Here is a 13342-nt window from a genome sequence, read left to right on the forward strand (position 1 = left end):
CGCACGGCAGGCTTGTCCCGAACTGACGCGGGAGCGTTTTCTGTTTTGCCTCAGCACACTCCGGCCGCTGTTCACAGAACGGAAACCCTGACGACTTTGATTTCGGTAACCAACTGAAGATGCTGGAATTTCTTAACCGCGATTTTTAAGCGGTTCTGGAAAGCGCCGCCCTATGTTCGGGCCATCAGAGGACGGAAAGTCCCGGAAAGAAAGCCAATGAAATCGGCTCTCAGGTAAAACAAGGGTAGCATTCGAGATGACAAATACGGTTCTGAAACCCTCATGGGCAGGTGCAACGTTGCGGCTCGATCCGTCGCGTTTTCCCCAGCAGATCACGTACGGGCTGCATGATGCCGCCGGCGATGTCACGATCACCATCGACGAACGCGGCGCAGTCCTGCGCAAGATACTGCCGGGAAGCGGCCTGCCGCTTTCCTTCGCTCTTCCGGCCCGCGCCTTCAAAGGGGTCGCGGCCCGTGCCATCGATCACGGTAACGGCGAGGTCACCGTGACCCTGGAGCTGCATCACGAGGATGCGGACCTATGCATTCCGCTGCTCGTCGCGCATGATCTCTGCGATATCGCCGCCGACTGGCGCAGCTGGTCGGAAGCCTTCCGCATCCCGATGCTGATGGTCGAAGCCGATGGCGTTGCACGTCCGCTGGAAAACCATCTGGGCGAGTTGCGCACCCACACGGTCAAGCAGCGCCGCCGCCACTCCTACTTCGCCGCCCGCCGGCCACGCTTCCTCGTCCGCCGGACGACCGGCAGCCTGGGCGTGGCGATGAAGATCGAGGGCAAGGAGATCATCGCCCGGCGCTGATCCGTTTCGCACTACCTAGAACCGCATTCGAGGCCAGGCTTAGCGCCTGGCCTCCTGCGTTCAACCGTAGCTGACGAGAGAGGCCGCAAGGCCGAGGAAGATCACCCCGCCGACGCGGCTGTTGAACTTGAACAGCCTGAGACACTGGTCGGGATTGTCGATGTCGATGATCAGCACCTGCCAGGCGAACATCAGGCCGGCCAGCAGCAGCCCGAGATAGCCCAGGACGCCGACCTCAGCGGCGATGAAGGCGAAGACGAAGAACACCAGCGCCGCCCCGTAGATGATGCTCAGCCAAACCTTGGTGTGCTCGGCGAACAGCCGGGCAGTCGAACGCACGCCGACCAGCGCGTCGTCCTCCTTGTCCTGGTGCGCGTAGATCGTGTCGTAGCCGACGGTCCAGGCGATCGCTGCAAGATAGAGCCAGACAGGCGCCCACGACAGCTCCCCGAACACGCCGGTCCAGCCCATCAGCGCACCCCAGGAGAAGGCGAGGCCGAGGAAAAACTGCGGCCAATCGGTAAACCGCTTGGCAAAGGGATAGATGGCAACGATCAGCAGCGAGGCAAAGCCGAGCATGATGGTGAAGCTGTTGAACTGCAGGAGCACCAGCAGACCGACCAGCGCCTGGCCGACGAGGAAGACCTTTGCCTGCAGCCGGCTGACGCGGCCGGAGGGCAGCGGACGCGAACGGGTACGTGCGACCGCCCCATCGATCTCGTGGTCGACGAGGTCGTTATAGGTGCAGCCTGCACCGCGCATGGCGACGGAACCGAGGAAGAACAGGAACAGGTGCGTCAGCTTCAGTTTCAGCGAAAAGCCGCCGTCGGGTGCTACATCGGCATTCGCCGCCAGCGCCGCCGACCAGAAGCACGGCCACATCAGAAGCTGCCAGCCGATTGGCCGGTCCCAGCGGGCAAGCTGGGCGTAGGGCCAGACCCAACGCGGCAGCGCCTGATAGACCCAGTTGTCGGAAGGCGCGTCGGCGACCCGGCCGGTGATATGCTGAGAGCGTTTCATGGCGGCAAGTTCTAGTGATTTTCCCAGCTGGACGAAAGCGCCCGGCTGCATGAATTTTTGTTGCGATACTGCCTCCCGCGACCGGCCAAATCCGACTGAATCTCAGAACAGGAACGGCTCCAGCGGCTTGCGCATCACCTCGAATTGCTTCAGCGCCGCCTCGCGCTCAAGGATGTAGTCGCGATTGTTCGGCACGCCATCGCGGGCCTTCTTCAGCTGGATCTGGAAGATGAAGAAGTTCTCGTGGGTGAAGGCCATCTCAGAGCCGGCAAGATAGAATTCCCACATGCGGAAGAAGCGTTCGTCATACAGCGCCACCGCCCGCTCCCGGTTGGCAACGAAGCGCTCCCGCCAATGCCGCAGCGTGGTACCATAATGGACCGGCAGGATCTCGATGTCGGAAATCAGCAGCCCGGCCTTTTCGATAGGCGGCAGGACTTCCGACAGGGCCGGGATGTAGCCGCCGGGGAAGATGTATTTTTCGATGAACGGGTTGGTGACGTAGGCGATGGTCGGCTGACCGATCGAATGCAGCAGCATCACGCCGTCATCGTCGAGGACCTCATTCACCTTGCCGAAGAAGTTCGAATAGTTGGTCCGCCCGACATGTTCGAACATGCCGACCGAGACAATCCGGTCGAACTTCGTCTGTGGCTTCAGATCGCGGTAGTCCTGGAGTTCGAAGCGGACCCGATCGGTCAGGCCCCGCCGTTCCGCCCGGTCGCGGGAGATCTTCAGCTGCTCCTGGCTGAGCGTGATGCCGGTGACGTCGACACCGGAGGATTCGGCCAGATACATCGCCATGCCGCCCCAGCCGGAGCCGATCTCCAGCACCCGCTGGCCCGGATTTGGCATCAGCTTTGCGGCAATATGGCGCTTCTTGGCCAGTTGCGCCTCGTCCAGCGAAATGCCGGGCGGATTGAAATAGGCGCAGGAGTATTGCCAGTCCTCGTCGAGGAACAGCGAGAACAGCTTTTCGCTGAGATCGTAGTGATGGGCGACGTTGCGGCGATTGTGATTGACCGGCACGCGATTGCGGAACTGGGCCACGAGCATGCGCGAGAGGCCGCGCCAGATCATCCCGAAGGTCAGTCCTTCGCTGAGGGTATTATCCTTCACCAGCGCCAGGAACTCGTAGATGTCGCCGTCCTCGACGATCATCCGGCCGTCCATGAAAAGCTCGCCGAGCTTCAGCGCCGGATCGGCGGCCAGCTCCTCTTCCGCCTTGTCGTCGGTAAAACGCAGGGACAATCTGCGCCCTCCGCCCTGCCCGAACCTCTGCATGCCATCCGGGCCGCTGACCGTCAGCTCGCCCACCCTGATGATTTTCGCCAGCAACTTCCGCAGGGATGAGGCCACGTCTACCTCCGATACTAAGCTTGCCTTACTAACCGAAATCTACTGCCTTCATTCCCGGAGACAAGCGAATTCTTGACGCAAAAGCGCCGTAAGGCAACCGCCGCCGAACATCGTCCAGCCGGCTAAGTTCGCATCGGATAAGACTAAATTAGCGCCGCTTCATTGCCTCGGCGAGCGCGGCTCCGAGGCCGCCCATCTGCGGCGTCTCGGGACGCGCAGGTTTGGCGTTGGCGTGTCGCATGGCATTGGCCGAGCCACGCGGCTCGCGCATCGACGGCGCTTGTGCCTCACCGCCATCCTTGCGCATCGTCAGTCCGATGCGCTTGCGCTTCACATCCACCTCGACGACACGCACCTTCACGACATCGCCGGCCTTGACCACCTCGTGCGGATCCTTGACGAAACGATCGGCAAGCTGCGACACGTGCACGAGGCCATCCTGGTGGACGCCGATATCGACGAAGGCACCGAAAGCCGCCACATTGGTGACCGTGCCTTCCAGCATCATGCCGGGCTTCAGGTCGGTGATCTCGTCAACACCCTCGGCGAACGTCGCGGTCTTGAAGCTCGGACGCGGATCGCGGCCCGGCTTTTCCAGCTCGGCGATGATGTCCTTCACCGTCGGCAGGCCGAACGTCTCGTCGATGAACTGCCGCGGATCGACGGATTTCAGCGCCGCGCTGTCGCCCATCACCGAGCGGAGGTCACGGCCGCAGGCGGCGACGATCTTCTTGGCCACTCCATAGGCTTCCGGATGCACGGAGGATGCGTCGAGTGGTTCCTTGCCGTTCGGAATGCGCAGGAAGCCGGCGCACTGCTCGAAGGTGCGCGCGCCAAGCCTCGATACCTTCAGCAGGTCCTTGCGGCTGGCGAACGGCCCGTTCTCGTCGCGGTGGAGGACGATGGCATCGGCGATCGACCGTGTCAGGCCGGCGACGCGGGCAAGCAGCGGCGGCGATGCCGTGTTGAGATCGACGCCGACGGCGTTCACCGCATCCTCGACGACCGCATCCAGGGAGCGGGACAGCTTGTTCTGGTCGACGTCGTGCTGGTACTGCCCGACGCCGATCGACTTCGGCTCGATCTTGACGAGTTCGGCGAGCGGATCCTGCAGGCGGCGCGCGATCGATACGGCGCCGCGCAAGGACACGTCGAGGCCGGGAAATTCCAGCGCGGCGAGCTCGGAGGCTGAATAGATCGAGGCACCGGCTTCGGAAACGATGACCTTGGTCGGCTTCTTTGCGGCTGCCGGCAATTGCGCCAGCATGTCGGCCACCAGCTTTTCCGTTTCGCGGCTGCCGGTGCCGTTGCCAATCGAAATGAGGTCGACGTCGTGCTTGCGGATGAGGGCCGCCAGTTCCGTCTGCGTGCCGCGCACGTCGTTCCTCGGCGGGAACGGATAGACGGTGGTGGTTTCGAGCAGCTTGCCGGTGCCATCGACGATCGCCACCTTGACGCCGGTGCGGATGCCCGGATCAAGTCCCATGGTCGGACGCGAGCCGGCGGGTGCGGCCAGCAGCAGGTCCTTGAGGTTGCGGGCAAACACCCGGATCGCCTCTTCCTCAGACCGTTCACGCAGTTCGCGCATCAGGTCGAGCGACAGCGACATCGACAGCTTGACGCGCCAGGTCCAGCCCGCGACCTCCATCAGCCAGCGGTCGGCCGGACCCTTGTCGCCGATGGCGAAGGCCCCGGCAATCATCCGGTGCACGGGCTTCACCGGCGACGGATCGTCCTGATCGACCTCGATGGTCAGTGTCAGCATTTCCTCATTCCAACCGCGCAACATGGCAAGCGCCCGGTGCCCGGGCGTCGACGCCCAGCGCTCCGTGTGGTCGAAATAGTCGGAGAACTTGGCGCCGGCCTCCTGCTTGCCGTCGACCACCCTGGCCTTCAGCATCGCCTTGTCGCGCATGTGCTGGCGCAGGCGCTTCAGGAGATCGGCATTCTCGGCGATGGTCTCGGCAACGATATCGCGGGCGCCATCGAGCGCCGCCTTCACGTCGACGACGTCTGCCGACAGATAGGCCTGCGCCAGCTGCGCCGGATCGGCGGCGCGGTTGGCCCACAGCGCTTCGGCCAGCGGCCCAAGTCCACGCTCGCGGGCAATCTCCGCCTTCGTCCGGCGTTTCGGCTTGTAGGGCAGATAGAGATCTTCCAGCTCGGCTTTGGTTGTCGCCCGGGCGATCTTCAGCGACAGCTCGTCGGTCATCTTGCCCTGGCCGTTGATGGAATCGGCGATCGCGGAGCGGCGGGCCTCCAGCTCGCGCAGGTAGACCAGCCGTTCGGCGAGATTGCGCAGCTGCGTATCGTCGAGCCCGCCGGTCACTTCCTTGCGGTAGCGGGCGATGAACGGCACCGTCGCGCCCTCGTCCAGCAGTCCAATGGCGGCGATCGCCTGATCGGCGCGGGCATTGATCTCCGTGGCGATGGTGGAAGCGATGGAGCGAATGTCAGCGGCCATGAATGTCTCTTGTCCTGGTCTTCTCGGGTGCCGGGGTCCTGGGTGGCGCGGACCATAGCTGCGGAATGGGGCCGGGCAATCGACTTCGGCGCTGCCTCCACAGGAAAGCGAACCGCACCCTATAGCTGGCACCCCCGTCTAGCTAGCAGGTGGCATGGGAATGATATGGGCAAATATCAAAAAACCCCGCCGAAGCGGGGTTTTGCAGACGCTTCAGCCGATTTGCGATCATCATACTGAAGCGGCCGTCTTGCGACGGACTTAATTGCCGGAGCGACCGGCGACGTGCTGAATATGGCGACGACGGGCTGAACAGTCAAGATCGGGGCCGTCATCACAGCCCAAGACCAGCGCGGACGCAGGCTCTCACGCTCTCCATCGAGCGGTCATCGAGACAGCGTAGATCGTAGACGCGCTGTCCGTCCTCTGAATGGGAAAACAGCAACCGCAGTCGGTGAAAGGCGACAGTCAGCACGATGTCGCCTTTCACCCACATCAGCGGCGATGTGTAAGGATGCGGTAGCGGCGGATCGAAACTCAGCTGCAGGTGATGCGCAAGCGCGGGCACCGGTGCTGTGGTGCTCAGAGGAACAATGGTACAAAGCGAGGCCCGACCCGGGATCGGCGGAGACAGAACAATGGCTGGACGTCGCTTTACCATCTCCGGCGGACGAAAACCTTCCGAGAGGTCTACTCTAACAATGGTGCCCGGAACGGGATGACGCACTACAGTCACACGGGCACTCCTTTTCCCAGATATACTATGGGTTGCTTGCGGGGCGGGATCAACACTCTTTTGCAGCTTGACCTTTGCCGCCCATCCCCTTAACCGCCGGGGCACCTTTAAAAACCATGGGGGCGACAGTGAAGGTTCTTCTGATCGGATCCGGCGGCCGCGAACACGCGCTGGCCTGGAAGCTCGCGCAGTCGCCGCTTCTGACGAAGCTCTATGCCGCGCCCGGTAATCCCGGCATCGGCGAAGAGGCTGAACTCGTGGCGCTGGACGCTGAAGATCATTCAGCCGTCATCGCGTTTTGCCGCGACACCGCGATCGACTTCGTCGTCGTCGGCCCTGAAGCGCCGCTGGTCGCCGGACTTGCCGATGATCTGCGTGATGCCGGCTTTGCCGTCTTCGGACCCTCCAGGGCTGCCGCGCAGCTGGAAGGCTCCAAGGGCTTCACCAAGGACATCTGCGCCCGCTACAACATCCCCACCGGCGCCTACCAGCGGTTCACCGCCGCCGAACCGGCAAAGGCGTATGTGCGCGAACAGGGCGCGCCGATCGTCGTCAAGGCCGACGGACTTGCCGCCGGCAAGGGCGTGACGGTGGCAATGACGCTCGACGAGGCACTTGCCGCCATCGACGACTGCTTTGCCGGCGCCTTCGGCTCAGCCGGCGCCGAAGTGGTGGTCGAGGCCTATCTGGACGGCGAGGAGGCGAGCTTCTTCTGCCTGTCCGATGGCAAGACGGCGCTGGCGCTCGCAACCGCCCAGGACCACAAGCGCGTGGGTGACGGCGACACCGGACCGAACACCGGCGGCATGGGCGCCTATTCGCCGGCGCCGGTGATGACCGACGAGATGGTCGCGCGGACAATGACGGAGATCATCGAACCGACGATCCGCGGCATGGCCGACAGCGGATTTCCGTTCACCGGCGTCTTCTTCGCCGGCCTGATGATCACCGAGAAGGGCCCCGAACTCATCGAGTACAATGTGCGTTTCGGCGATCCGGAATGCCAGGTGCTGATGATGCGGCTGAAGAGCGATCTGCTGCCGATCCTGTACGCCGCTGCCACCGGAACGCTGGACCAAGTGAGCGCCGAGTGGCGGGACGACGTGGCCCTGACGGTGGTTATGGCCTCCAAGGGATATCCGGCCGCCTACGACAAGGGCACGCCGATCCGGCATCTTCCGGCCGGCGGCGAGACGGGCAAGGTTTTTCACGCCGGAACGGCGATGAAGGATGGACAGCTGGTGGCGACCGGCGGCCGGGTGCTCAACCTGACGGCCACCGGCCGCACGGTCGCGGAAGCCCAGGCACGCGCCTATGCGCTGGTCGATCAGGTGGAGTGGGAGAACGGCTTCTGCCGTCGCGACATCGGCTGGCAGGCGATCGAGCGCGGCTGAGCAGCGGCCCGCGCAGCACGATCTTTACCCGGCGTTAACTTCGTCCCCTGACCGGATGGAAAGGAAGACACGGTAGCATTCCCGAACTTCAACCGGGGGTCGACCGATGTACAGCCATGTCCTGACAGTCCTCGCAGCGTTTGCAGCCTCGCCTGCGGCCGCATCCTCCGTCGAGATGTGGTCAACGATCCCGATCGCCAATCCGCCCAGCATCACCACCATGACCTGCACCGCCTGTGCACCGGTGACGGCTCCCGCCGAACCGGAGGGCGAAAGCCTGCCGAGCCTGGCGCAAGGCGAGCAACGGCTTTCGGTGGAAGACCGCAACGGCACGCCGACGCTGGTGCGGACCGAGGCCTGGATGGGCGGCTCGCCCGTGACCTTCGTCAGCGTTAATCCTGTCTGGGTGGAAACGGAAAAGGGCGTGCTTGCCGGCCGCGACGGCACGCCGGCAAAGGGTGATGGCGTCGACCTGCAGGCCACCACCTCGGCGGTCGCCCCGGCTGCCGCAGCAACGGAGGCTTCCGAGCCGGCCCGTATCGCACCGGTGGCGGATACCTCGGAACCGAATTTCTCGACCTACGAGCTGCGCCCGACCCGCTGAGTGCTAACTCTTCCGGCGCCGAACCCGTCTCTGCGGTGTCTCGGTGCCCGGGGCGGCACGGATAGGCTGCCTGCTAGCTCCGGGCAGTGACCGACCCACCGGCCTTCGTCGTGCCACCGTTCCAGATGCGGGTGCTTCCGCGGATTACCGCTGGCATCATAGCCACGGCTGACTAGAGTTCTGGCAGGCATCATTCGGATGGATCCAGGTGCCGGAGAGCATCGCTTTTTTCGTGCAGGATCCGGACAACCTCCACCGACCCATTCGGCACCACAACATAGAAGACGATGTGTGAACCTGCCCGCCGACGGCGATATCCTAAACCTGCAGGGCCGAGCGCCTGGCCAGACAGTGGTTGTTCGCCGATCTGCCTAATGACCTGCAGCAATCGCTGCAGATAAAGCTCTGCCTGGGCTTGCGACCAGTGTTTGCGCGTGTATTCACCGATTTCAATGAAATCGCTTTCGGCACTCGGTCGGAGCTGAACGTCAGCCACGCTTTTTCCAAGCTTCCCGCACAGATGCCATCATCGCGTCGGGATCGAACGGGCGGGGCTCGCCGCTGTTCTCACCCTCGATCAACAGCGCGCGAAGCTTTCCATACTTCGCGTGGTCTTCCTCGAGCAGGCGCAAGCCCGCTTCGATAACGGCCTGCGGCGAGGCGAAACGGCCGCTTTCGACTTCGCTCTCAACGAAATTCGCAAAGGGTTCGCCAAGGGTTATCTGGACGGGCTTGTTCATCGGCACAATCCTACCGGCTCCACGCTATGAGGATAGCACGAAGCCGGTGAAGAGTGAACTTAACCGGCGATCTTCGAGAAATCGGCGACCGTCGCCGTTGCCTCGCGGATGGCCTTCAGCAGCGCCAGGCGATTGGCCCGGATCGCTGCATGCTCGTCATTCACCAGTACATCCTCAAAGAACCGGTCCACCGGACCGCGCAGCTTCGACAGCGCCTCCATCGCCGAGCGGAAGTCTTCCGTGGCAACGGCCTGCGAGGCTTCCGCGGTGGCCGTGGTGATGGCTGCAGCCAGCGCCTTTTCCGCATCCAGCTTCAGCAGTTCCTCGGCCACACCGTCGGCGACGACCGTGCCCTTCTTCTCTTCGGCGGCGAGCAACTGCGTGGCGCGCTTGGTGCCGGCCAGCAGGTTCTTGCCGTCTTCCGAGGTGATGAAGGCGGTCAGAGCCTCGGCGCGGCGGGCAACCAGCAGCAGGTCGTCGGCATCCGGCGTCAGAACGGCATCGATGATATCGTGGCGGGCGCCCATGTCGCGCAGGTAGACTTTCAGGCGGTCCTGGAAGAAGGACAGGAGATCGGTGGCAATGGCCGGCTGCGCAGACACCTCCGGGAAGGTCTCGTTGATATAGCTGTTCTGCGCCAGTGCCTGCTCTTCATCGGTTTCAGGCGCCTGACCCTTCGGTGCCGACATCACCAGCGGCAATGCGAGATCGAACAGCGACAGCAGGTTCAGCCGAACCTTCCGTTCCAGAATAATGCGCACGACGCCGAGCGCCGCGCGACGCAGCGCATAGGGATCCTTGGAGCCGGTCGGCTTTTCGTCAATCGCCCAGAAACCGATCAGCGTATCGAGCTTGTCGGCGAGCGCGACTGTAATCGCCGCCTTGTCCTCCGGCACGCGGTCGGACGGACCCTGCGGCTTGTAGTGGTCCTCGATGGCAATCGCCACACTTTCGTCCTCGCCCTGCAACGCGGCGTAGCGCCGGCCCATCAGGCCCTGCAGTTCGGGGAACTCACCGACGGCCTCGGTGCGCAGGTCGGCCTTGGCGAGCACGGCGGCGCGATCGGCGAGCGTTTCATCAGCCCCGACGATCGGCGCCAGGTTTTTCGCCAGCGCCTGGATGCGCTTCACGCGCTCGCCCTGCGTGCCGAGCTTGGCATGGAAGGTGACGTTCAGCGCATCGAGCTTTGCCATCCGCTGGTCGAGCGGCTTCTTGAGATCAAGGCCGAACTTTTCGGCTGATGCCTCAAGCGTCGGAAGATCCGGCAGGTCGCCCTGGTCGCGGGTCCAGAAATGCTTTGCGTCCGACAGGCGGGCGCGAACGACCTTGCCGTTGCCGTGGACGATTTCCTTGCCGCCATCCTTCGCCTCGATGTTGGAGACGAGGATGAAGCGGTTCGACAGGCCTTCCGCGGAGCATTGCGGCCGGGTGACGAAACACTTCTGGTTGGTCTTGATGGTGAGCCGGATGATTTCAGCCGGGATCTGCAGATACTCTTCCTCGAAGGTGCCGATCAGCACGTGCGGCCACTCGACGAGGCCGGAAACCTCTTCCAGCAGGCCTTCGTCTTCGACCAGATCAAGACCGTTGGCGAAAGCGAGATCGCGCGCATCGTGGAGGATCACATCCTTGCGACGGTCCGCATCGAGCATGACCTTCGCTTTTTCGAGGCTTGCGGCATAGTCATCGAAGCGGCGCACGGTGATGGCTTCGGGCGCATGGAAACGGTGTCCGTAGGTGACATTGGAGGCGGTGATGCCATCAACGTCGAAGCCAATGACCTGGCTCTCGTCATGCTCGGGGCCGAAGACGCAGACGATCGACTGCAGCGGGCGGACCCAGCGCAGGCTTTCCGACCCCTTGCCGTCGATGCCGGCATAGGAGAGCCCCTTCGGCATGGAGGCGGCGCCGGAGCGCATGTCGACCGGCCAGGGGAAGGACCGGATGATCCGCGGCATGACATCGGCAATGATGTCTTCCGCGGCACGGCCAGGCTTCGAAATGACGGCGACATAGAAATCACCCTTCTTCGGATCGCTGACCACCTGCGCCTCGGAGACCGACGACAGGCCGGCGCCGCGCAGAAACCCTTCGATCGCCTTTTCGGGCGCGTCGGTGCGCGGACCCTTGCGCTCCTCGCGCTGATCGGCGGAGCGCGCGGTCAGGCCGCGGACATCGAGCGTCAGCCGGCGTGGCGTCCAGTACTCGCGAGCGCCCTCGTAGGTCAGGCCCGCCTCGACCAGCGCGTCGGTGACGAGCTTGCGCAGATCGCCCGCCGCCTTGCGCTGCATGCGTGCGGGGATTTCCTCGGAGCGGAGTTCGAGAAGAAGATCAGGCATGGCTACTCGGCTTTTTCTTGGATTTAGCGTTGCCGGGACTTAGCAAGGCATGGCGCAAAAGTCATCCATGAAAGCGCTGCCAGCGCCGCCCAAGGGGCGGACACGTCGCATTCAGCGGAACAGTTCGCGCATCCGGTCGTGGTAGCTGCCGTGCTTGAAATAGCTCGCCACCCAGCCATCGGTGGGATCGAGGATCGCCGCCTTGCGCGGGTCGCCACGTTTCTGCAGGGCAAGCTTCAGCGCTACGGTGCGAAAGTAGAGGTGGTTGAACAGCCGCATGTATTCGTTGACATAGATTTCAGCGACATGGCGGAAGGCCGGTCCGCGCATCAGCATCATGTTCTCGTCGTTGCCGGTCACCGAGGGATCGGAGAAGTTCGCCGAGCCGGAGAAGATCTGCGGATCGTCGGACAGGGCATCGATCAGCATGATCTTCGTGTGGATATAGAAGATGTTGCCCTTTGCACGGAAATGCTCCTCCGCCCTGAACCATTCGTCGAGGCCATGGCCGTTCAGCTTCAGCGCGATCGCCTGGCTGTTGAGCTTCGAGCCGAGGGCGATGCGGGTGTCGCGGTCGCTTTGCAGCGTCGCCTGATCCTGCGCATTGCCGTCCGGCTTTTCCATCAGGATGAAGCGGACGAAATCCTTGTCCTCGGCAAATCTCTTGACCAGCTGATCGGCAACGCCGAAGGCGGCGGTAAACATGACGCTCGACGATGCCTGCCCCATGCGTTCGGCGATCCACTCCAGCAGGCCAGGCTTGCGGGGCGAAAACACCGCCTGCAGGGTATCCACGGGCAAGGCCCCAGCCGGATCGGGAAAGGTCTGGCTGTTGAAGGCCTTGAATTCTGTCGTGCGGGGATCCGTCGCGAGCTTGCGGAAATAGAGTTCGTAGGTCTGGGCCAGAGCCGGATCGCGGACGATATGGGTGACATTGCTCTGGCCGAGAAAACCGGAGGGCGTGAAGTTGGTCGATCCGGTGAGCACCTGGCGCGGCACGCCGTCCTCCAGAAGGACGATGAACTTGTTGTGCGGTATCTTGGAGAAGTTCGTGCGTGGATGCAGCACGACATTGGCCGTCTGGTCGAACCTGGTTGCCTGGATTGCATCGAGGTTCTGGCGGCTGGTCGAATTGAGCACCACGCTGCCATCCGTCTTGCGGTCTCCGGCGTCGTAGCAGACATGCACCTTGGCGCCGGTGCCGGCGGCGATCTTCAATGCCTCGATCACCGGTGAGTAGACGAATTCGTAGGCCGCCACGTGCAGCTCGAAGCGGCTGCTGCGGGCCTGCGCGATGAATGCGAGAACCGCCTCCAGAAGGCCGCGCGACAGCCATTTCACCTTTTCATTGGTCGGGTCGCTCTGCTCGGCTTCCGTCGGGCCGACATTGCCGAACAGTTCCGCGAAGGCCTGGCTCGGTATGGCGCCGCGGTTGAAGTAGACGCCGTGCATGGCATCCTGGGCGTTTGCCGTCGTCACGTCCAGCTCGATCTCCGGCCCATAGATGAGCGTCGATGGCGTGCCGTAGACCGCCTGTATGACATAGCTGTAGCGGGTTGCCGGCTGAGCGCTGTAATCCCCCCACTGGAAATCCTGGATCGGATGCTCACGCGTGGATTTTCGCTCGCCGGGATGCGGATCCGGATGCGTCTCCTCGAAAAATTTGAAGCCCCGCATCCAGGCGATGTCGCCTGTCGGCTTGCGCCGTCCGAGCGTGAAGCCGAGGAGGCCCTCGCGTGCCTCGGGCGTCGCATCGAAGCCGAACAGCACGGTATAGGAGCCCGCGATCGGCCTTACAGTGATCCCTGCCTTCTCAACCCGCATGACACATCCCCCATAGCAATACATACTATAGATTTAGTT

11 protein-coding genes are annotated in these 13342 nt (G+C 63.2%); 3 read left to right on the forward strand and 8 right to left on the reverse strand.

Annotated features, from left to right (window positions below; genetic code table 11):
- Positions 1 to 256 precede the first annotated feature (256 nt).
- Complete coding sequence (locus AAIH46_RS10290) at positions 257 to 823, forward strand: DUF6101 family protein (RefSeq protein WP_430305766.1); 567 nt, start codon at positions 257 to 259, stop codon at positions 821 to 823.
- A 60-nt stretch (positions 824 to 883) separates the two neighbouring features.
- On the opposite strand, the gene ubiA is transcribed toward AAIH46_RS10290, so the two are convergent.
- The 4 genes from ubiA to AAIH46_RS10310 all read right to left on the reverse strand — a co-directional run bounded on the left by ubiA (position 884) and on the right by AAIH46_RS10310 (position 6507).
- Positions 884 to 1843, reverse strand: a complete 960-nt coding sequence (gene ubiA, locus AAIH46_RS10295) for a 4-hydroxybenzoate octaprenyltransferase (RefSeq protein WP_430305767.1) — start codon at positions 1841 to 1843, stop codon at positions 884 to 886.
- Positions 1844 to 1945: 102 nt separating this feature from the next.
- Positions 1946 to 3202 (reverse strand): class I SAM-dependent methyltransferase, encoded by a 1257-nt coding sequence (locus tag AAIH46_RS10300; protein ID WP_430305768.1) that lies wholly within the window; start codon positions 3200 to 3202, stop codon positions 1946 to 1948.
- 148 nt (positions 3203 to 3350) lie between these two features.
- The gene (locus AAIH46_RS10305; RefSeq protein ID WP_430305769.1) at positions 3351 to 5666 is read right to left on the reverse strand and encodes a Tex family protein; all 2316 of its coding nucleotides are present in this window, start codon (positions 5664 to 5666) and stop codon (positions 3351 to 3353) included.
- Positions 5667 to 6000: 334 nt separating this feature from the next.
- Positions 6001 to 6507, reverse strand: coding sequence for a type II toxin-antitoxin system PemK/MazF family toxin (locus AAIH46_RS10310; RefSeq protein ID WP_430305770.1), 507 nt, complete (start codon positions 6505 to 6507; stop codon positions 6001 to 6003).
- A 23-nt stretch (positions 6508 to 6530) separates the two neighbouring features.
- Here AAIH46_RS10310 and purD point away from each other — a divergent pair, with 23 nt between their 5' ends.
- Complete coding sequence (purD, locus tag AAIH46_RS10315) at positions 6531 to 7796, forward strand: phosphoribosylamine--glycine ligase (RefSeq protein ID WP_430305771.1); 1266 nt, start codon at positions 6531 to 6533, stop codon at positions 7794 to 7796.
- A gap of 106 nt (positions 7797 to 7902) precedes the next feature.
- On the forward strand, positions 7903 to 8400 hold the full coding sequence (locus AAIH46_RS10320; protein WP_430305772.1) for a plant virulence effector HPE1-like domain-containing protein: 498 nt from the start codon (positions 7903 to 7905) through the stop codon (positions 8398 to 8400).
- 190 nt (positions 8401 to 8590) lie between these two features.
- On the opposite strand, the gene AAIH46_RS10325 is transcribed toward AAIH46_RS10320, so the two are convergent.
- From AAIH46_RS10325 to AAIH46_RS10340, 4 genes are all read right to left on the reverse strand, one after another.
- Positions 8591 to 8896 carry a type II toxin-antitoxin system RelE/ParE family toxin gene (locus AAIH46_RS10325; protein WP_430305773.1) on the reverse strand — a complete coding sequence of 102 codons (306 nt, stop codon included), beginning with the start codon at positions 8894 to 8896 and terminating at the stop codon, positions 8591 to 8593.
- Positions 8889 to 9140: a type II toxin-antitoxin system ParD family antitoxin gene (locus AAIH46_RS10330; protein ID WP_430305774.1), complete on the reverse strand. Its 252-nt coding sequence runs from the start codon at positions 9138 to 9140 to the stop codon at positions 8889 to 8891. The genes AAIH46_RS10325 and AAIH46_RS10330 overlap by 8 nt, the downstream gene beginning before the upstream one ends.
- A 59-nt stretch (positions 9141 to 9199) precedes the next feature.
- On the reverse strand, positions 9200 to 11479 hold the full coding sequence (gene glyS, locus AAIH46_RS10335) for a glycine--tRNA ligase subunit beta (RefSeq protein WP_430305775.1): 2280 nt from the start codon (positions 11477 to 11479) through the stop codon (positions 9200 to 9202).
- A 111-nt stretch (positions 11480 to 11590) separates the two neighbouring features.
- Positions 11591 to 13303, reverse strand: a complete 1713-nt coding sequence (locus tag AAIH46_RS10340) for a phospholipase D-like domain-containing protein (RefSeq protein ID WP_430305776.1) — start codon at positions 13301 to 13303, stop codon at positions 11591 to 11593.
- Between the last annotated feature and the right edge of the window lie 39 nt (positions 13304 to 13342).

The sequence above is a fragment of the Rhizobium sp. 0TCS1.26 genome (assembly GCF_050455525.1).
In the GTDB taxonomy this organism is placed as follows: domain Bacteria; phylum Pseudomonadota; class Alphaproteobacteria; order Rhizobiales; family Rhizobiaceae; genus Neorhizobium.